Consider the following 19,838-nt stretch of genomic DNA (forward strand, 5'->3'; position numbering starts at 1 on the left):
TAGCGTGTAAATTTGAGACTAATGTTCAGTTAGCACACCAAGGAAAGTTAGTGATAATTAGAAAAGCCAAATTAGATGATATAGATGCGATTAGTCAGCTAATCACAACGCTCGTCATTAAGCATATTTTACCGACTTGTAGTGAAGACGGTGGGCAGTTAATTTTGAACTCTATGGCGCCAAGTTGTATTGCGGGTTATTTAGCTGCTGGTTACGAATACCATGTTGCGGAGTTAAACGGCGAAATAATTGCTGTCGTCGGTATGAAAGAAAACACGCATTTGTACCATTTATTTGTTGCTGACGGCCAGCAAGGAAAAGGATTATCAAGAACACTGTGGGAACAAGCGAAGAGCGTCTGCTTAGAACAGGGTAATCCGGGTAAGTTTACGGTTAACTCAGCCTTGAATGCAGTTGATGTATATCTAAAATTCGGATTTGTACCTGTTAGTGGCGTTCGTGAGAAATGTGGTGTTAAAGATATGCCGATGGAATTAATTTATGCGGAGTCATAACGTTTTGCATTAATAAAGTACCAATAGGGCTAGTCAGACTAGTGCCTATCTTTTCCCTCATTCTTCAAAAAGTTAATCCTCAGAGAACTATCTGTAATTAAAATGGTCTGTACTGCTTATGTTGGATATTTCCATATTGTGGGTTATTGGGTGTTATATATGCGTATAATAGATAAGTCATTGTAAATACTATTTTAAAGGCTATAGTTGAGTAATAGTTTATTATGACGAGTTGGCTTGTATGCAAAGCATCATTAATAAGACAGGATATTAATAGGATGATTATATGAAGGGAATTATGGCAACGGCCGTTATTACTGGCTTATTACTTTCGGGTTGTAGCGAAGAACAGGTCGTCATACCCGAACCAGATTCACGGCCAGTGAAGCTGCAAGCCGTTGATGTGGGTATTAAAGATACATTTCGAACATTTCCAGGTGTTGTAGAAGCGGGGGATAAAGCGGTACTTGCATTTCGCGTTTCGGGCGTTATATCGTCGATGGATGTGAACCCCGGTGAGAATGTAGTGAAAGGACAAAAACTTGCTAGCTTGAATCAAGACGAGTTTTCATTACAGGTTGAACAAGCTCAAGCTAATTATGAACTTGCTTCCGTGCAATTTAAACGTGATGAGAAATTACGTAAAACCAATGTTGTTTCAGAATTAGCATTCGATACTTCTAAAGCCAAGCGTAATCAAGCCCAAGCGACGCTAAGTAAACAAGAATCTAATCTGAGTTATGCGACCTTAGTAGCGCCTTATGATGGTACGTTATCATTATCGTTAAAAGAAAATCATGAATATGTTATGGCCAAAGAAGCTGTGGTGCACATTCAGCGTGCCGGTATTATTAACGTCACATTCCAACTGCCTGAACAACTACTCGCGCGTTTTAACAATGACTATAGCCGTAGTCCTACCGTTATTTTCGATACAATTCCCGGTGAAGAATTTCCTGCACAATTTAAAGAAATCGATACCGAAGCGAATGCCACCAATTCCAGCTATAAAGTAACTTTATTTATGGAACGCCCTGAAGGTAAAAATATCCTTCCCGGCATGGCTGGTGCGGTCCGTATTGCACTGCCAAAAGGTAATGCTGGCGCACTCTCTCCGCAAGCGCTGATGAAAAAAGGCGATACATATTATGTATGGCAGATTGACGATCAAGGCATTGCCCACAAGCGAGAGATTGAATTAGATGAACATGGACGTGTGTCTAAAGGTCTGAATGATGGTGACAATGTTGCGATCTCTGGCGTTAAGGAATTACGTGAAGGTCAGAAAGTACGATCTTGGATCAAGGAACGAGGACTGTAACATGCATAAATTACCCTCTATCGTGATGGCGCTTAGTGTGATGACCATACTACAAGGTTGTGATAAACCGATTGTAGAGCCAAGACAAAAAGTACAGCTAGTTGAAATTGCCACGGTTCAGCTCGCTGAAGACTCGGCGCGATTATCATTTCCTGCTGTGACCGTTGCTGCGGATAAATCTAACTTATCTTTTCGCTTACAAGGCGAGGTTACAACGGTTAGTGTTCGACCTGGTGACCAAGTGGTGGCTGGTCAGGTTCTTGCGCAACTTGATCCAACTTATTACCGTTTAGAAGTCGATGATGCAAAAGCTGAGTACGCGATTGCAGACAGTCAATATCGTCGTTCGGCTAAACTTGTTGATCAAGGTTATATTGCACCATCACAATTTGATGAGCTTAAAGCACAGCGTCGCATTGCCAAGGCAAGACTGGATATCGCTAAACTTAACTTGAGTTTTACAGAACTTAAAGCACCAATCACCGGTATTATTTCTCATGTGCCGGTTCAACAATTTGAAAATGTGCAAATTGGCCAGCAGGTGATGAATATCCATAGTACTACGACCGTTGATATTCAATTACAAGCGCCAGACATTATTTACTCGAAAAGTTCTGCGACTAAAATCGAAGAGTCGAGACCTGGTGCTAAGGTTGTTACCGCAGATGGTCATGAATATAATGCCCATCTAAAAGAGTTCACTACTGAACCGGATCCTAATATTGGCTCATTCGTTATTACGCTCACAATGCCTATGCCTACAGACCGATTTATTCTTGATGGTATGGCTGTTGAAGTGCGTGCTGATGCGCAAAAGTTAAACATCTATAAGAAAGATGAACCCTTTATACCATTTGAAGCGATCATAAATGAAGATGGTGATGACTTGAGTTTGACGCAAAAGTTTGTCTGGGTTGTGAATAGTGACAATACAGTGAGTAAACGCCAAATCGTGACAGAAAAAGTGGTTAACAATGGGGTGCGTTTAAGTTCTGGTTTAGCTGTTGGCGAAAAGATCGTGATTGCTGGTGGCAATCGCTTACGTGAAGGTCAATCAATTAAGATACTTGATGAATCAATGGTTAATTCAAATAACGCTACAGAGGCTGGACAATAATGAAACAAGATATCGCAGCCTATTTTATTAAAAATAAAGTGATCAGTTGGATGCTCACACTCATCTTCTTAATTGGCGGCTCGATGGCCTTTTTCGGTCTCGGCCAATTAGAAGACCCTGAATTTACCATTAAGGATGCAATGGTTGTTACTGCTTATCCTGGAGCAACGCCATTACAAGTAGAAGAAGAGGTCACGTACCCATTAGAAAAAGCCATACAACAGTTAACATATGTTGATGAAGTAAATTCGATTTCCAGTCGTGGACTGTCACAGATCACGGTGACGATGAAAAACAATTATGGCCCTGATGATTTACCACAAATTTGGGACGAATTACGTCGTAAAGTAAATGATATCAAATCACACCTGCCACCTGGTGTGGCTGAACCATCTATTATTGATGACTTCGGTGATGTTTACGGTATTTTACTGGCGATAACGGGTGACGGTTATTCTTATAAAGAGCTCAACGATTACGTTGACTATTTACGTCGAGAGATTGAACTTGTTGACGGTGTCGGCAAAGTATCTGTGACTGGTGTGCAGCAAGAACAAGTCTTTATTGAAATGTCGATGCAGCGCTTAAGTAGCTTAGGTATTTCTCCGACGACTATTTACAATACCTTAGCAACACAAAACTTAGTATCAAGTGCCGGTGCAATGAGAGTGGGTTCTGAATATATCCGTATTCATCCAACAGGCGAGTTTACCGATGTTGACGCACTCGGCGATTTGATTATTACCGAAACCGGGGCACAAGGACTCATTTACTTACGTGACGTAGCAACAATTAGCCGCGGTTTTAAAGAAGTACCAGATAATCTTGTTACCTTTAATGGCAAGGTTGCGCTTAATGTCGGTGTGTCGTTTATTTCTGGCGTAAATGTTGTTGAAATGGGCAAGGGTGTTTACGAACGTTTAGCTGAACTTAAAGAACAGCAACCAATCGGTATTGATATTGATGCTGTTTATAGCCAACCGGACGAAGTTGATAAATCAGTGAAAGGATTCCTCGTGAGTCTTGGCCAAGCCATTGGTATTGTTATCATTGTGCTGCTGTTATTTATGGGCTTGCGCTCTGGTATCTTAATTGGCCTTATTTTATTACTCACGGTATTGGGTACATTTGTATTCATGAACTTGATGGCCATTGATTTACAACGTATTTCACTTGGCGGATTGGTGATCGCATTAGGTATGCTGGTGGACAACGCGATTGTGGTGGTCGAAGGCATCTTAATTGGGGTACAAAAAGGCCGAACTCGCCTGCAGGCCGCAACCGATATTGTCACCCAGACTAAATGGCCTTTGTTAGGTGCAACGGTTATTGCTGTTACAGCATTCGCCCCAATCGGTTTATCTCAAGATTCAACGGGTGAATATACTGGAACGCTATTTACAGTGTTACTTATCTCCTTGATGTTAAGTTGGTTTACTGCCATTTCAATTACGCCTTTCTTTGCTGATATGTTCTTTAAAGGTATGAAAGTTGACGCTGATAGCGCTGATGTAGACCCATATAAAGGCATAGTGTTTGTTACCTATAAACGTGTATTAGAAACGTGTATGAAATATGCGTGGACAACCGTGTTTGCATTAATCTTAATGTTAGTAGTGAGCTTGTATGGTTTCACCCAGTTAAAGCAATCATTCTTTCCGTCATCAACAACGCCTATGTTTATGGTTGATGTTTGGTTACCGGAAGGCACTGATATTCGAGCCACCAGCGAAAAACTCCGTGAACTTGAAGTGATGGTTAGTGCGAATGAAAAAGTAGCGCATGTATCTTCGAGCACTGGTAAAGGCTCTCAGCGCTTTATGCTGACTTACTCACCAGAAAAAAGCTATGCATCTTATGGCGAGTTAATTATTCGAGTTGATAGCTACGATGACGTCATGCCAATGATGGCAGAGGTGAGCGAAAACCTCGATTCTCTGCATCCGGATATTGAATATAAACTTAAGCGTATCGCCTTAGGTCCTTCATCTGGCGCTAAAATTGAAGCTCGTTTAGTAGGCTCAGATCCAACGGTATTACGTGGCTTGGCACAACAAGCTATCGATATTATGCGTGCAGACCCTGGGGCATTTTATGTGCGTCACGATTGGCGTGAACGAACTAAGGTGATTGAACCTGTCTTTAACGAAAGTCAGGCACGTCGCTATGGTATTACTAAGTCAGATGTTGATGATTTACTGCAAATGGCATTTTCAGGCTTAACTGTTGGTATTTACCGTGATGGTACTAGCTTGTTGCCTATTATTGCCCGCTTACCTGAAAATGAGCGTGTGGATATTAGTACCATTGAAGGCATGAAAATTTGGAGTCCAGTACTCAAAGGTTATGTGCCGTTACAACAAGTGATACTCGCGGTTAATGTGCGTTGGGAAGACCCTATTGTCGTGCGTAAGAACCGTAAACGTATGCTGACTATATTTGCTGATCCCGATCCATTAGGTGAAGAAACTGCTGCAACGCTACAAAAACGTATCCAGCCGTTAGTAGAAGCAATGGATTTCCCTCCGGGTTATTCACTCGAATGGGGTGGCGAATATGAATCATCTGCTGACGCACAAGCCTCATTATTCCAGACCATGCCAATGGGTTATCTGTTTATGTTCTTAATCACTATTTTCTTGTTTAACAACGTGAAAAATGCAGTGATTGTATGGGCGACAGTGCCTCTGGCCATTATTGGTGTGACAATGGGGTTACTTGCCCTTAATACGCCGTTTGGTTTCATGGCGTTACTTGGTTTCTTAAGTCTGTCAGGTATGTTAGTTAAAAACGGTATTGTATTACTTGATCAGATTGAGATTGAGATCCACAGTGGTAAAGAAAGATACCAAGCGGTTGTTGATGCTGCTGTGAGTCGTGTTCGTCCAGTTTGTATGGCGGCTATCACGACGGTATTAGGCATGGTACCGCTACTACCTGATGTATTCTTTAAGCCAATGGCTGTGACCATTATGTTTGGTTTAGGGTTTGCAACGGTATTAACCTTACTTGTGGTTCCGGTACTGTATCGTATGTTACATCGCTTAAAAGTACCTGAGGTAGTGGGTAAATAACACTTATTATCTATATTAAGCAATAAAAACAAGCGCCTAGATGGCGCTTGTTTTTTTATGTGAGACTTTATTTATATAGTATTTTATATCACCTGTTTTTATATAAGCAGCCTAGCTTTTTAACTCTGCAGCGACGAAATCAATGAAGTGCCTTACTTTTGAAGAGACGTATTTACGACTTGGATAAATCAAATAGACATTGATTTCTTGCTGTTGATAATCACTAAATAATTCGATTAACTTTCCGGATTCTATTTCGTCACCGAGATTAAAGCGTGGCATTCTGGTAATACCGTGCCCCGCAAGGCATAAAGCCAACTCCATTTCAGAGCTATTCGTCAGTACCCGGCTTGTCAGTTGGATCTGGTGTTGTTGTCCCGAACTATGCTTCAAAGACCAAATGTTGGGTTGTTTTAGGTTACTGTAACTAATTACTTTATGCTGAGTAAGGTCAGCTAGTATTTGTGGTGTACCATGTTGTTGCAGATAATCTGGTGAGGCGATGGTTACGCCGTAAGAACTGAATATTCTCTTGCTGATGAAGGTCGAATCATCTAACTGCGCCGAGCCGCGGATGAGTACATCAAAGCCTTCAGTTACCATATCGACTTTACGATTGTCTAAATCTAACTCGAGATTAACCTGTGGGTATTGGCTTAGAAACCGTGAGAAAATGGCTTGCATACGCGAGTTACCAAAGCTGGTAGGGCAGCTGATGCGCAACGTACCTTTGGGCTCTAGCTGACGACCGTTTAGCGTTTCTTCTGCTTGTTCTGCATCACTCATTATCTGCTGACATTGTAGAAAGTAGATCTCACCTTCGGGCGTGAGACGTAGTGATCGAGTGGTTCTGTGCATTAGGCGCACGCCAAGTCTCGATTCTAGCTTGTTAATCTCTTTACTAATATAGGAAGTCGAATGACCACTGCTTTGAGCTGCGAGGGTAAAGCTGCCTGTATTGACGACTTCCACAAATGTGACCATGCCATTGAGCAACTGCGCATTATAAGCCAAGTTAAATCCTTTTCTATTAGTGTGTGAATAACTACTATCTTAGTCAATTAAGAGTCATATGGAAATAATGATTTACCATTCATGCTATTAATCTTTTATCGTGGTTACTCTATTATGAGGCTATACCGTTTAGGTGACGTAAACGTCGTTTATTCATTGAGTTTAAAAAGGAATCAATATGAAAGTTTTAGCATTAGCAGCAAGTAATAGCCGCCAATCAATTAATAAACAACTCGTTAGTTATGCCGGTGAAGTGTTAACTTCAAAGGTAATCACCAACGCTGAAGTTGAAGTCATTGATATTAATGACTTTGAAATGCCACTGTATAGTGTTGATCGTGAGTCAGAATCGGGTATTCCACAGCAAGCACAAGCGTTTTACGACAAGATTGGTAGTGTTGATGCGATTATCATTTCTTATGCTGAGCATAATGGCTCGTATACCGCGGCATTTAAAAACTTATTCGATTGGACCTCGCGAATAGACCCTAAAGTTTATCAAGGTAAAAAAATGCTCATGTTATCTACTTCACCTGGTCCAGGCGGTGCAGGGAGTGTATTAGCGGCAGCAACAGGCTCTGCACCTTATTTTGCCGGAGAGGTAAAAGCTTCTCTTTCAGTTGGCAGTTTTTATGACAACTTTGATATGGAAACTGGTCAATTACGTAACGCAGAAATACAGACACAACTAGAAGATGCGCTTGCTACATTGAAGTAATATTCAAACGATAATTTAGTAACTGCCGTGTTTGATAATCTAATGATTTTAACTGTCAGAGTAAAAGCGAGTCATGTACTCGCTTTTCTGTATATCAAAAGTTTATTCTTCAATAACTTATTTTTATAGCTTATTTTATAACTATGCCAATCTAAGTGTTATGAAATAGTCGCTCTAACCTCGAGTGTAAAAACTCATAAAAACACTTCACTCTGGCACTGTGCTTGGAATCTTTATGATAAACAAACCACATAGCCTCTTCTGACTCTGGTGAGTTTAATGTCACTTGTACTAGCGATGGATAAAGTTTCGCTTGATGCTCGCCCATTGGACCAATGCCCATCCCTTCGATCACCGCTTGATTTACATCAGGAAAGTGATTGCTCTGAAATACAATCCTCTCTTTATCAATGTTATCAACAATGTGACGGACGAAGGGGATCCGATATTTATCTGCGGTGGGTAATACCCAGTAATGGTCGTTAAGGGTGCTGTCTGTGCTTGGCTTACCAAATTCTGTTATATAATCCTTTGAAGCATAATAATTGGTTTTAAAACGCGTCAACTCTTTGACTATTAAATCTGCGCCGTTAGGTTTAGGACCAGCTCGCAAGGATACGTGAGCGGCGCCTGATTCTAATGGCACGATATCATCAGTAGACAACACTTTAATACGAATGGCTGGATAGATATCTCTAAATGCTTTTAATGCAGGTGCGAGTTGTGAAGAATACGAACTGATTGTGGAAATCCGTAATTCGCCACTAATATTACTTTCTACATTTTGTAACTGATGCTCAAGTTTACTAAAGCGTGCAATCAGTTCGGGTAACTCTGCAAGGAGTATTGCACCTGCATCTGTGAGCTTATAGCCCCGTTGATGACGAAAGAATAGCTTAACCTCTAAGGCTGTTTCTAACTGATTTATTCGCCTTAATACCGTCGCGTGGTTGATATTTAGCGATTTACCTGCTTGGCTTAAGCTACCATCTATGGCTACTTGATAGGCTATTTTATAATCATCCCAAGATATATTTTTCATATGGAAATTCTTCTAATTAGGTTTTTAATTATTGAAGGCTGAAATGAAACAATCACTTATGTCAGGTCACCGAAATGGCGTTATTTAAGTTAATGTAAAAGTTCTGTGCATTTATGCACAATAGTTTCGCATTAATAGCTATTTTTTAATAGTCAAAATACCATTATCATTAACTTACTGATGTAGGGGACACACTTGAATGTTAAAAAATACCAAAACAGCTTATGGTTGGATAGCAATTCTATTGCACTGGGTTATGGCGCTAGCTATTTTCGGCATGTTTGGCTTAGGTTTGTATATGGTTGAGCTGACCTATTATGATGCCTGGTATAAAGGCTCGCTCGATTTACACAAGAGCATCGGCATTTTACTACTTGGCTTATTGTTACTCCGCACATTATGGCGTGGGATAAATATCAATCCGGACAGTGCTGATCAGCATGCAAGTAAGTTTGAAGTGACGAGTGCGCATTTAGTACATCTAGGCCTATATCTACTTATGTTTACATTAATGCTATCTGGATACTTGATCTCGACAGCAGATGGCCGTGGTATTAGCGTATTTGAGCTCTTTACGATACCGGCTATTCCATTCTCTGTTGATAACCAAGAGGATATTGCTGGTCAGATACACGAAATTTTGGCATGGGCATTAGTACTCTTAGCTGGTGTACACGCGCTTGCTGCAATAAAGCATCATTTTATTAATAAGAACAATACGCTCGTCCGTATGCTGAAAGTAAAAAAATAGAAAACAAATAATAACAGCGACTTTATCGGTTTTAAGACGTAATTAAAGCTGTAAATAATAAACATTAAAGGTAAATCCAAATGGAAAAAACAATGAAAAAACAAATTTTAGCTGCAGCTATTGCAGCAAGTTCACTATTCGCTGCTGTCGCGCCAAATGTAGCTCAGGCTGCTGATTATAAAGTAGATGTAGCTGGCGCACATGCTTCTGTCCAGTTTAAAATTAAACATTTAGGTTACAGCTGGTTACTCGGACGCTTTAATACATTTGACGGTGGTTTTTCTTACGATGCTAAATCACCAAATGAATCACAAATCAACATGGTTATTGATACCACAAGTTTAGATTCAAACCATGCCGAGCGTGATAAGCATTTAAAAAGTGATGATTTTCTTGATGTGAAAAAATTCCCGAAAGCAACATTTCAAAGTCAAAGCATGAATTTCAGTGATGCTGATCATGGTTCTGTGACAGGTGAATTTACCCTTAAAGGTATCACTAAAACCATCACTTTCCCTGTGACTAAAATCGGTGAAGGTTCTGATCCTTGGGGTGGTTACCGTGTTGGTTTTACTGGTCAAACAAGCCTCAAATTAACTGATTACGGCATTACGACTAATCTTGGTCCAGCCTCTACTCATGTTGAAATGACGTTGAATCTCGAAGGTGTACGCCAGTAAAATCGCCTATTAATATAAGCCAGTAACTACTTAATTGATAAAGTAGCTACTGGCTTTATTGTTTGAAAATTTTAAAATTCAACGACCTTATCTAAATAGCCTTTCAAATTACATTTGTTTAAATAGCTACATTAATATTTACGCAGATTTAAGTCGTGTTTTATTTTATTTGGGTTGGCATAGTATTATTTATTCAATAGAATATAGGCTCTGGGTATTGCTTGGCGTAAATAATGAAGATAATTAAATCGGTTAGTATTATTTTAGTCGTAGGGGTGAGTCTATTGCTATTTATGCTGGGCCCATTTGGTTTATTTGATAATGATCGGCCTGTTGAAACTGATACCACAGTGGTATTTTCCCCTGATGAGTTACTTGTAAAGTTACCCCATGGCAACGCTTTACTTGAAATCCTCGATCTCTCCCGATTTGATGGCGATGAAGCGTTAATCAAAATTAATCTGTTGGCTGAGCTCCCCACATTTAAAGACCATCCTCTATACCAAGCTTATTATTTCATGGCCATGAATAACATCATGCTACGTTTAGGTCGCATTGACGATGCATCTACTTATGCCAAAAAATTACTTGATTTCGCTGAACAAGAACAATTGCAATGGCTAAAAGCAAGCGCCTTGTCTGAATTGGCAATAGAACGCACCAAGCGTGGTGACCTTGATACTGCACTGACTTATTTAAATGAATCTGAAAGGATTGCAAAAGAGATTAATTACGAAGGACTATTAATCAAATCTTATAATTCATTGGGTGTGATTAGTATTCTTTCGAGCGATTATAGTAAAGCTCAAGAGTATTTTCATCAAGGCTTAAAACTGATTGAGACCAATCCTAAGCATTTGTACCACAGTAAAATAATCGGTAACTTGGCTGTTATTTACATTTACTTAGAAGAATGGAATAAGGCGATTGCATATATTGCTCAATCAAAGGAGATATACGGTCAAGATAAGCGGTTAGAACCTGCGATTATGACGATCTTGTTGACCAATGAATCTAATGTCTATTTTCGTTTAGGTAATACTCTACAAGCTCGTAGGGCTTATGCTGAGGCCAGGCAGACACTAGAAAAAGATTCAAGTGCCAGATTACAAGCGGTAGTGTTGAATAGCTTATCTAATGTGCTTTATTTAGAGCAGCAATATGAATCTGCAATAGCTGAGTCTAATCGTTGTCTTGGTTTAGACGGTATACAAAAATTACCGCTGCAACGTGGGCTATGTTATAAAAGTAAAGCTCACAGTAATATGGCCTTGGGCAATTATAGTGCTGCCATTGAAGACTTACATGCTTCGATTAAAGATAATATTAAAATAGCCCATACCGCTTATATTACTGGCAATTATAAATCGTTATCACAAGCGTATGAGAAATTAGGTAATAGTAGCGATGCACTGAAGTATTTTAAGCTGTATTACCTAGGGGATAAGGAAGTGCTATTTGATCAGCGCCAAAGTGAATTATACCTGCTTGAAGAGTCATTTAATGCCGAAGCAGCACGTAACGCATTCGCACTGTTAAAAACCAAGAATGAAATACAAGACCTTGAGTTAGAGGGGCAAACGCTTGTGACTCGGGTTATTTTAGGCGTGACATTTTGTGTCTTGCTAGCCCTAGGTTATGTGATTAAAAAGAACCTCGACATTGAGAATAAAAATCAACTACTGCAATATTCAAATACCAACTTAGTTGAGTTATCAACGCGGGATGCACTAACTGGTTTGTATAACCGCCGTCATTTTGATCAGTTTATACTGAGTTTAAAACAAGATAACTCCGTGTATCGAGACTCAAACTTCACCATCGCTATAATGGACTTGGATCATTTCAAAAAAATTAATGATAATTATGGTCATGATGTTGGTGATGCCGTTTTAATTAACGTCGCAAAACGTTTTCTTTTACAGCTGCCGTCGTCAGGTTTAATTATCCGTTGGGGTGGGGAAGAGTTTATTTGTGTTATTGAAGATCAAGATGATATTTCGAGTCTAGATCAGCTACACAAAGTGTGGAAGGTAATAAAAGACGTGCCTGTCGCCACGGTCGCTGGTGATATCGATATTACAATATCGATTGGCGCGGTTACTGACGTCTCAGTTTCGCAGTTAATGATGAACCACGCTGAGCTGATAAAGCGGGCAGATGAACGGCTATACAAAGCTAAGCACAGTGGCCGTAATCAAATTATCGCAGTAGATTAAAGCTCCGAATATACTGTTAACTATTATGATTTTGTAGTACTTTGCTTGCACAAATAATTAAAGAATATTTTCGGAGCTAGGGTATATGGCGAGCATAATTTGTTTTGGTGATAGTATTACTCGTGGTGAAAGTGACGCTGACTATGGTGGTTGGGCTGACCGCATTAAAACTCGCTTAATTAAACAGTTTTTAGAAACGGCTAAAGAGAGAGTCAGTGTCTTCAATATGGGCATTAGCGGCGAAACCACTGATGGTTTGATGCAACGTTTTCCACATGAGTTTGTTACTAGACTTTCAGACGATAAGAAAAATACCGTACTGTTTGGTTATGGTGCGAACGACCTTGCTAATCAAGACGGTAAATTTCTGGTTACCATCGAATCTTATATTGATAACTTAAGTCACTGTATTGAGTTTGCACTTGAGAAAGAAGCATCAGTGGTATTAATTAATGTTACGCCAATAGCTGCTCACCTTGATGGTATCCCGAATGTAAACAATCGTATTCGTAATGATGAAACGATTCGTCGCTACAACCAAGCATTATTGGCTTTGTCGGTGAAGTATAGTGTCAATTTGATTGATGTTTACACGCCATTCAATGACCGTAAAGAAGACTATTTAACGGCCGATGGTTTACACCCAAATAGTGCGGGTCACGAGTTGTTATATCAAGTAATAAGCTTGTCTTTGTTGTCGTAATCTTACTATGTCAGTGTTGATAGGCATTAAATAAACAGTAAGTGTTGTGTAATACAGATGATTGCATGAATTTTGACCTACATAACACTTAAGTGTTCGTTTTCTTGGAGTTTTTTTTGATCTACCCCTATTAACTCTATTATTAATTTTGCAATCTTAGTTAAAGCCCCTATGATGAAACTTCTCCTATTTAAGAAAAGCGAGCAATTATGACTAACAACTATTCTGATACACTGTTTGAAGAAATGAAATTACTGGCTAAATTCCCAACAAAATCTCACTTAGAAGGCATTAAGGTTCATAATGAAGCCGGCCCCTCTGTCATCAGTGCTGCGAAATCACTTTTTGATAAAGGTCTTATTACACGAGACGACGGTGGGTATTTAACCGATAGCGGTATTGAAATAGCAGATCACCTACACAGAGTTTTAGCACCATTGAGCTAAAATAATGCGATTAGCTCAAGCAGTTAGTCGCTGTGATATGGTCGACTAACTGCAATCTTTTCTATTTCCCTACCTACCTACCTACCTACCTACCTACCTACTTACCTACTTACCTACTGACCTAAGCTGTTTCACATAATCGTGAGTCTTCAATATCAACTTCTGGACGCGGATTTAGCTGCCCAAGGTTATTAACAATATCAGTTATATTATTAATACTTTCTTGCTTAATATCTTCCTCAAGGTCTGAAGGTGATAATAAATTAATATGCTCAGCAACACTCGCTATCGCGCTGTCTAACACCTCACTCTCAAGTGCAGTAAAAGCATCTTCAATGTAATCCGCTAATTCGGTTAAATCTGGTAATGCGGAGCGACAAGCAATAAGTCCCACGTGAATTGAACCGTTGTAGCTATAGAGGGTAATGTTGAGTGACATACCTGGCGGTAATACCGAGATAGGGAAGCACTTATCCATTTTCGCGCCCATCATGTATAAGGCTTTACTTGGCCCTGGGACGTTAGAGATTAATACATTGCCCATTGGTGGCAAGATGGTATCTAAGTTTAGTAATTCACTGGCAGCCGCTAAACCTTGGCTTGCTAATGTATAACTGGTTAACGCTTCTTTGGTTAACAGTTTCGTTTCACTTTTCAGCTTTTGGCATGACTCTTTGACTGTCATTAAGCGTTCTAATGGACGCTCACCTGCGTAGGCTAATTCAACTAAACTAATCGCCACTTGGTTGTTTGACTCTGTGTCAGAGGCATCACGTAAACTCATTGGCATTTGTGCTACTAGTGGTTTTTTAAGTACGACGTTATGGGTTGCTAAGTAGCTGTGTATCGCCATATCACAAATGGTGACTATCACGTCGTTAATCGTTGCGCCTGTAACACGACCGAGTGTTTTTATACGTGCTAAAGGTAGTGATGTCATTGCCGCGCGACGTGCACGTTTTGGGCTGACTGAAAACGGAGTTTTAGGCGCCATGAATGGTGTCGGCATATCGGCTTTATACATGTTCGTTGCTTGGAACAGTAATTTGGCTGTTAACTTAGTCAATGATGGTATGGATTTAACATGTCCAGTGACTAGCTTAGATGTATCTGTGAGCAGTGTTAATGTACTTTTCGCTACGCGTTCTTTTTGTCGACGTTCTACAGACCAGAATGCTGTCATTGGTGATTCAGCATTTTTGCTTAAGTAAGCCATTAGCAGTTGATTTGCTTTGGCACCGTCAGTAAATGCATGGTGAACCTTAACGTAAATAGCAAATTTGTTATCTGCTAAACCATCAATAAGGATCATTTCCCACAATGGACGGTTACGATCAAGTAAGGTTTCATGCTGGTGTTCAACAAAGCTAAGCAATTGATTGTCATTACCCGGTTGTGGCAGCATGGCGAAACGTACGTGATATGACAGGTCTATATTGTTATCTTCTTGCCAGAAGTATTGCCCGGTCATTTGCTTCTTTAATTTTTGGTTGAACGGTTGTTTAACATCTTGTTGCGACATTAAATTATCAAATAGGTCTCGACTAAAATTGCCTTGATAGTTTTCTGGTGTTGAGAATATTTGTAATCCAGCGACATGTTTTGGGCTTGTTACTGTTTCTGTGTATAAAAAACCCATATCAACTAACGTGAGTGCTTCCATAGTCATTTCCTATTTTTAATGAGATTGATAGTTTGCGTCCGATTGAGCCGTACCGCACATACCATCACATTTGATGTTATGACTTACTGTCACGGATGTTGAATTTATGTACATAATACACTTGTACTCCCAAAGGAATATATCGTTTTGACATTAATTTACCTAAACGATATATTTATATGGCTTGCTGACGTAATTTTAAATAGTTGAATTTAAAGGTTTAAATTAACATTTGAAATGTTTATTTAATATTTAGAATTGGCGCAGCATGATTTTGGCATTAAAATAAGATATTCAACTGTATGAATTTGTTATTGAGGGGCGGTTATCGGTAATGTTATGAATGGTTAGTTTTTAATGCTGCCTGTAACAGTAAAGTAGATAGGGCATAAGTCGCTAAAGCGCGAGTTATTTAGTACCAGGCTTAAAAATAATTGTTTCAGTGATACCAATGAGTGGAGTTGAATTGAAAAAGCGCATTTTATACTCGGTATGTTGATTATTACTTGTCGCGCGCACAGCCAGAGCAACACGATGGTTGTTATTGGGGTAGAACAGCCAATTACGCCAAATACTAGCATCATCAATACGGTGAGGTGCAAAGCTTAATTTAATATCATCAATACAGTGCCGATGCTCTTGTAGATGTTCAGGCTGGTGGCGTGCGGGTAGGGTGAAACTGAAGTCTTTCAACGGAATTGATAAACCCAACCCCCACGCTTTGATGTAGGACTCTTTTAATGTCCAGTAATCAAAAAACCGACTAGTTTGCTGCGTTGTAGGTTGAGCAAGTAAATCATTTACCTCAACGTCCGAAAATGAATATTTAGCGATACTCAATACATCACTTTTACGCTGAATGTTTTCTACATCACAACCTATATCATCATTAAGCATGACCGCACAAATGATTAAATTATCGGTATGGCTAATATTAAAGCGTAGCGCTAGCGGTGGATTAACAATCTCAGGTTTGTCTTTCACCCCTTTTACAAACTGCCAATCTACTGGCGATACATCAGCATAGTGTGATAATAAGTCACGGACAAAAGCGCGAGTAACCAACGCACTATGGCGGTCTTTTTCAAACCGAAAGCGTTGCTGTTTTACGATTTCTTCTGCCGATAACAACTGGCTATAAGCACCTAACAATTCAGGCTGTTGGATCGTTTGCGGAGCAACCGACCATAAATGGATTTCATTTGTGGCGAGGGTGAGTTTATCTTTTACGCCGCTGTGCATAACTAGAATGGATACCAGAATAATTCGGTTGCCATCACACGCTTGATAATAGCTAAGGTTACCACCAAGGTAATTAACCCCATCACAGTGTAATCCTGCTTGGTCATTGGTTTTAAGCTGTACCAAGTACGCATCTTGTTATGACCAAAACCACGTAGCGTCATAGCATTTGAGATCTCGTCGGCGCGATCTAAACTAGAGAAGATCAATGGCCCTAAGATCTTGGCGACGTTTTTAATACGCGACAGTACTGATACATTCTTAGATAAATCTACCCCTCGTGCTTGTTGTGCATGCATGATGTTAACAAAGTCGTTCTTCACATCAGGCAAATAACGTAATGTTAAGCTAACTGCGTAGGCAATTTTGTAGGGTACACCGAGACGATTTAAACTTGCAGCAAACTCAGTCGGATGCGTGGTAAACACAAAGACTAACGCAATAGGGAACATACTGAAATATTTTAGTGTGACTGTCAGTAAGTAATATAAGGTTTCTTGCGTTAGGGAGTAATCACCCCATAACGGCAATAACACCGTGCTTGAGCCAATATATTCAACGCCTTGCTGTGGTGCTAACAAGAACATAAATATGGCGTTCATGCTTAACACACTTGCCGTGGCTATCAGTAAAGGTCGGTAAACTGGAAATGGTACTTTAGTTAATTTAAGCAGCGTACAACCAGTAATAATAAGCGCAAGAATTAGGCGTAAATCAAAGGTTGTTAATACCACAGTTACCCAAGCTAAAAACAACACAAACTTAGTGACACCATTAAGTTGATGTAGGGCTGAGTTGGTATTGACATAGTTAATACCAAAATCGATTTTCTTGGTTTTATTAACGTTACTTTTATTACTCTTTTTAATGTCGTTATTAACAGTATTTTTTATCGTGTTTTTATTCATATTGCTTTTATTTACAGTACTTTGATTAAGAGTATTTTCGCGATTAATGTTGTTCTGCATTATGACGGTGCCACTTCAGATTTAATAAACTGCTGCATAAAACCATCCGTATTGTTTATACCAACTGCATTGGCAAGTGTATACAAACTGGTTATTTTTAAATTCGCACGGTCAAGTAGAGCTGGATCGCTGAACACTTGTGAAACCGGCGCATTGGCTATCAATTTACTTTCTGCGATCACAATTGAACGCGTAGTGTACTCTAATACTAGGTGCATATCATGAGAGATAATAAGCACTGTAATGCCCAGTGTTTTGTTTAGCGTCTTAATGAATGACAGCATCGAGGTGTAGTTACGATGATCTTGTCCCGCCGTTGGTTCGTCTAAAATAAGTAATTCAGGCTCTAACGCTAAGATAGAAGCAATTGTCACGCGTTTTTTCTGACCGTAGCTAAGCGCTTCAATTGGCCAGTGACGATATTTCATTAGACCGCATAGACCCAGTACGTGCAGTACTTTCTCTTCAACAAATGCTTCGTCGTGTCCGCGGTTACGTAGACCAAAGGCGACTTCATCAAAAATCATGTGATTAGAGATCATGTGATTTGGGTTTTGCATCACCACTCCTACTTTTTGAGCGCGCTCAAAGATAGAGAGGTCAGCGATATCTTCACCATTAAGCTTAATTTGACCCGCATCAGGAGCTATAACACCCATGATCAGCTTAGTGATGGTTGATTTACCCGAGCCATTTTTACCTAAGATAGAAACAAATTCACCACGATTGATACTAAATGAAATATCTTCAAGCGCATTCTTCTCGCCAGTATAAGAATAAGTTAAATCGTTAATCTCAAGTAATGTTTCTGTTGTTTGTGGTTGGATGATCGGTGCTTGCGCATTAAACCAATTAGTTAATGGCGCTTGATATTGCAGTAGGTCCATCTTGTCGATATAAGCTGGGTTATCTGTCACGGTAATAGGGCAGTTCGCCGCTTTTAATGCTGAGATATATAGCGGTTCGCGGATACCATGCACCTGTAGTAATGGTGACACTATTAATTCATTAGGCGACATATCGGCAATGATTTGTCCGCGTTCCATTAAGATCACGCGGTCGACATGACGATGTAATACGTCTTCGAGACGATGCTCAATAATGATAACCGTTTTGCCCGTGTCTTTATGCAATTGGTCGATGATCTCGATTGTTGCTTTGCCTGTTTTTGGATCTAGGCTGGCCAGTGGTTCATCAAACAATAAGATGTCAGTATCATCAACTAAAATTCCTGCTAATGATACGCGCTGCTTTTGACCACCTGATAATGCATAAGGTGAATGATCCAGTAAATCATCAAGATCAACCATTGCGGCAGTTTTCTGCACGATAGGCAACATTTCGGCTTGAGAAATCATGTTATTCTCAAGCGCAAACGCAATATCCTCACCTATGCTTAAACCAACGAATTGGCTGTCAGTGTCTTGCAACACAGTGCCTACCGATTCGCTATAGTCTTGCATGCGCAACCCAGATACGGGCGTATCATTGATGGTTAAGCTTCCCGACAGTTCGCCTTTTATGGCATGCGGGATAAGGCCGTTTAAGCATTGTCCAAGGGTCGATTTACCACTCCCACTTGGACCAATAATGACGATTTTCTCTCCTTTCTCTATCCTTAGATTTATGCCTTGTAGTGTCGCTTTATCCTGCGAAGCATATTTAAAAGAGAAGTCAGAAAATTCGATGGTCATTGTTGATTAACCCTCGGTCAAGTTGCGACTTTGTTTCTTGCGTTTGGCAAACGCAGTCAGGAGGATATAGCCAACGATAGCGATTAATATTGTGTTACCTGCAGCAATGATGGTTAGTTGCGTCATTACCTTGGTAAACGGTTCTGCATACAGCACTGTATCGAGTAAGGCTGATACGCCATAGCCGACCGTATTACCAATCAACGCAAGCACGATAAATAAGACCATGTCTTTCATCGAGAATTCGCCTTTCTCTAAACGACCTTGTGTCAGTTTAGGGAATAAGCCGATGATAAGACCAACGATACCTGAGCCTAATACCCACGTTAACCAAACACCCCAGCCAGAGAATAAATCTGTCACCCAATGACCGATAAAACCTACTAAGAAACCAACTAATGGACCAAATAATACCGAGAAGAGTGCAAGTACTGCCATCGCTGGTTTAAGTGTAGTGTTTGCAAATACAGGAATACCAAACATAGGTAGTCCACCGATGCCATATAAAGCAGCACCAATTGCAATCACAACAACGGTTTTAGCTGAAAGATTCATAATAAGCCTTGGGGGTAAATTAATACGAAAAATTAAAGGTGCGAATTATAGCGGAATACAGGTTATTAAGGAAATAAACTTGAGTTGGTTTAGTATTTATCGGTATTTAACCTTCT

Annotated in this window: 17 protein-coding genes; 10 read left to right on the top strand and 7 right to left on the bottom strand. The window is 39.9% G+C overall.

What is annotated here, in order from left to right; genetic code table 11:
- The first annotated feature begins 50 nt into the window (after positions 1 to 50).
- The 4 genes from CXF93_RS08905 (at position 51) to CXF93_RS08920 (ending at position 6,027) form a co-directional block, all read left to right on the top strand.
- Positions 51 to 515: a GNAT family N-acetyltransferase gene (locus CXF93_RS08905; RefSeq protein WP_101062079.1), complete on the top strand. Its 465-nt coding sequence runs from the start codon at positions 51 to 53 to the stop codon at positions 513 to 515.
- Positions 516 to 801: 286 nt separating this feature from the next.
- Positions 802 to 1,836 (top strand): efflux RND transporter periplasmic adaptor subunit, encoded by a 1,035-nt coding sequence (locus CXF93_RS08910; RefSeq protein WP_101062081.1) that lies wholly within the window; start codon positions 802 to 804, stop codon positions 1,834 to 1,836.
- 1 nt (position 1,837) lies between these two features.
- Positions 1,838 to 2,953, top strand: coding sequence for an efflux RND transporter periplasmic adaptor subunit (locus CXF93_RS08915; protein ID WP_101062089.1), 1,116 nt, complete (start codon positions 1,838 to 1,840; stop codon positions 2,951 to 2,953).
- On the top strand, positions 2,953 to 6,027 hold the full coding sequence (locus tag CXF93_RS08920) for an efflux RND transporter permease subunit (RefSeq protein ID WP_101062091.1): 3,075 nt from the start codon (positions 2,953 to 2,955) through the stop codon (positions 6,025 to 6,027). The genes CXF93_RS08915 and CXF93_RS08920 overlap by 1 nt, the downstream gene beginning before the upstream one ends.
- A gap of 111 nt (positions 6,028 to 6,138) precedes the next feature.
- Here the strand turns inward: CXF93_RS08920 and CXF93_RS08925 are convergent, their stop codons facing one another.
- Positions 6,139 to 7,041 carry a LysR family transcriptional regulator gene (locus CXF93_RS08925; RefSeq protein WP_101062093.1) on the bottom strand — a complete coding sequence of 301 codons (903 nt, stop codon included), beginning with the start codon at positions 7,039 to 7,041 and terminating at the stop codon, positions 6,139 to 6,141.
- Positions 7,042 to 7,219: 178 nt separating this feature from the next.
- On the opposite strand from CXF93_RS08925, the gene CXF93_RS08930 reads away from it, so the two are divergent.
- Positions 7,220 to 7,759: an NADPH-dependent FMN reductase gene (locus CXF93_RS08930; RefSeq protein ID WP_101062095.1), complete on the top strand. Its 540-nt coding sequence runs from the start codon at positions 7,220 to 7,222 to the stop codon at positions 7,757 to 7,759.
- Between the two features lie 151 nt (positions 7,760 to 7,910).
- Here CXF93_RS08930 and CXF93_RS08935 read toward each other — a convergent pair whose 3' ends face one another.
- Complete coding sequence (locus CXF93_RS08935) at positions 7,911 to 8,801, bottom strand: LysR family transcriptional regulator (protein WP_101062097.1); 891 nt, start codon at positions 8,799 to 8,801, stop codon at positions 7,911 to 7,913.
- 199 nt (positions 8,802 to 9,000) lie between these two features.
- Here CXF93_RS08935 and CXF93_RS08940 point away from each other — a divergent pair, with 199 nt between their 5' ends.
- The 5 genes from CXF93_RS08940 (at position 9,001) to CXF93_RS08960 (ending at position 13,600) form a co-directional block, all read left to right on the top strand.
- Complete coding sequence (locus tag CXF93_RS08940; RefSeq protein WP_101062099.1) at positions 9,001 to 9,552, top strand: cytochrome b; 552 nt, start codon at positions 9,001 to 9,003, stop codon at positions 9,550 to 9,552.
- A gap of 92 nt (positions 9,553 to 9,644) precedes the next feature.
- Positions 9,645 to 10,232 carry a YceI family protein gene (locus CXF93_RS08945; protein WP_101063303.1) on the top strand — a complete coding sequence of 196 codons (588 nt, stop codon included), beginning with the start codon at positions 9,645 to 9,647 and terminating at the stop codon, positions 10,230 to 10,232.
- A gap of 233 nt (positions 10,233 to 10,465) precedes the next feature.
- Complete coding sequence (locus tag CXF93_RS08950; RefSeq protein ID WP_101062101.1) at positions 10,466 to 12,451, top strand: diguanylate cyclase; 1,986 nt, start codon at positions 10,466 to 10,468, stop codon at positions 12,449 to 12,451.
- Positions 12,452 to 12,536: 85 nt separating this feature from the next.
- Positions 12,537 to 13,154 carry a GDSL-type esterase/lipase family protein gene (locus CXF93_RS08955; protein ID WP_101062102.1) on the top strand — a complete coding sequence of 206 codons (618 nt, stop codon included), beginning with the start codon at positions 12,537 to 12,539 and terminating at the stop codon, positions 13,152 to 13,154.
- 209 nt (positions 13,155 to 13,363) lie between these two features.
- Positions 13,364 to 13,600, top strand: coding sequence for a TIGR02647 family protein (locus CXF93_RS08960; RefSeq protein ID WP_101062103.1), 237 nt, complete (start codon positions 13,364 to 13,366; stop codon positions 13,598 to 13,600).
- A gap of 121 nt (positions 13,601 to 13,721) precedes the next feature.
- Here the strand turns inward: CXF93_RS08960 and CXF93_RS08965 are convergent, their stop codons facing one another.
- The 5 genes from CXF93_RS08965 to CXF93_RS08985 all read right to left on the bottom strand — a co-directional run bounded on the left by CXF93_RS08965 (position 13,722) and on the right by CXF93_RS08985 (position 19,722).
- Positions 13,722 to 15,263, bottom strand: coding sequence for a wax ester/triacylglycerol synthase family O-acyltransferase (locus CXF93_RS08965; RefSeq protein WP_101062107.1), 1,542 nt, complete (start codon positions 15,261 to 15,263; stop codon positions 13,722 to 13,724).
- Positions 15,264 to 15,671: 408 nt separating this feature from the next.
- Positions 15,672 to 16,505 carry a 4'-phosphopantetheinyl transferase superfamily protein gene (locus tag CXF93_RS08970; RefSeq protein WP_101062108.1) on the bottom strand — a complete coding sequence of 278 codons (834 nt, stop codon included), beginning with the start codon at positions 16,503 to 16,505 and terminating at the stop codon, positions 15,672 to 15,674.
- 2 nt (positions 16,506 to 16,507) lie between these two features.
- Complete coding sequence (locus tag CXF93_RS08975; RefSeq protein ID WP_198551629.1) at positions 16,508 to 17,473, bottom strand: energy-coupling factor transporter transmembrane protein EcfT; 966 nt, start codon at positions 17,471 to 17,473, stop codon at positions 16,508 to 16,510.
- Positions 17,473 to 19,167 carry an ABC transporter ATP-binding protein gene (locus CXF93_RS08980; RefSeq protein WP_101062112.1) on the bottom strand — a complete coding sequence of 565 codons (1,695 nt, stop codon included), beginning with the start codon at positions 19,165 to 19,167 and terminating at the stop codon, positions 17,473 to 17,475. Before CXF93_RS08980 ends, CXF93_RS08975 begins: the two co-directional genes overlap by 1 nt.
- A 6-nt stretch (positions 19,168 to 19,173) precedes the next feature.
- Positions 19,174 to 19,722, bottom strand: coding sequence for an ECF-type riboflavin transporter substrate-binding protein (locus CXF93_RS08985; RefSeq protein WP_101062114.1), 549 nt, complete (start codon positions 19,720 to 19,722; stop codon positions 19,174 to 19,176).
- Positions 19,723 to 19,838 lie beyond the last annotated feature (116 nt).

This window comes from Moritella sp. Urea-trap-13 (genome assembly GCF_002836355.1).
GTDB lineage: Bacteria > Pseudomonadota > Gammaproteobacteria > Enterobacterales > Moritellaceae > Moritella.

Coding starts and splice junctions, on each gene's coding strand:
- CXF93_RS08910 (WP_101062081.1), top strand. CDS start 802: ATGAAGGGAATTATGGCAACGGCCGTTATTACTGGCTTATTACTTTCG.
- CXF93_RS08950 (WP_101062101.1), top strand. CDS start 10,466: ATGAAGATAATTAAATCGGTTAGTATTATTTTAGTCGTAGGGGTGAGT.
- CXF93_RS08975 (WP_198551629.1), bottom strand. CDS start 17,473: ATGCAGAACAACATTAATCGCGAAAATACTCTTAATCAAAGTACTGTA.
- CXF93_RS08915 (WP_101062089.1), top strand. CDS start 1,838: ATGCATAAATTACCCTCTATCGTGATGGCGCTTAGTGTGATGACCATA.
- CXF93_RS08985 (WP_101062114.1), bottom strand. CDS start 19,722: ATGAATCTTTCAGCTAAAACCGTTGTTGTGATTGCAATTGGTGCTGCT.
- CXF93_RS08930 (WP_101062095.1), top strand. CDS start 7,220: ATGAAAGTTTTAGCATTAGCAGCAAGTAATAGCCGCCAATCAATTAAT.
- CXF93_RS08980 (WP_101062112.1), bottom strand. CDS start 19,167: ATGACCATCGAATTTTCTGACTTCTCTTTTAAATATGCTTCGCAGGAT.
- CXF93_RS08970 (WP_101062108.1), bottom strand. CDS start 16,505: ATGCACAGCGGCGTAAAAGATAAACTCACCCTCGCCACAAATGAAATC.
- CXF93_RS08960 (WP_101062103.1), top strand. CDS start 13,364: ATGACTAACAACTATTCTGATACACTGTTTGAAGAAATGAAATTACTG.
- CXF93_RS08940 (WP_101062099.1), top strand. CDS start 9,001: ATGTTAAAAAATACCAAAACAGCTTATGGTTGGATAGCAATTCTATTG.
- CXF93_RS08935 (WP_101062097.1), bottom strand. CDS start 8,801: ATGAAAAATATATCTTGGGATGATTATAAAATAGCCTATCAAGTAGCC.
- CXF93_RS08955 (WP_101062102.1), top strand. CDS start 12,537: ATGGCGAGCATAATTTGTTTTGGTGATAGTATTACTCGTGGTGAAAGT.
- CXF93_RS08965 (WP_101062107.1), bottom strand. CDS start 15,263: ATGGAAGCACTCACGTTAGTTGATATGGGTTTTTTATACACAGAAACA.
- CXF93_RS08920 (WP_101062091.1), top strand. CDS start 2,953: ATGAAACAAGATATCGCAGCCTATTTTATTAAAAATAAAGTGATCAGT.
- CXF93_RS08945 (WP_101063303.1), top strand. CDS start 9,645: ATGAAAAAACAAATTTTAGCTGCAGCTATTGCAGCAAGTTCACTATTC.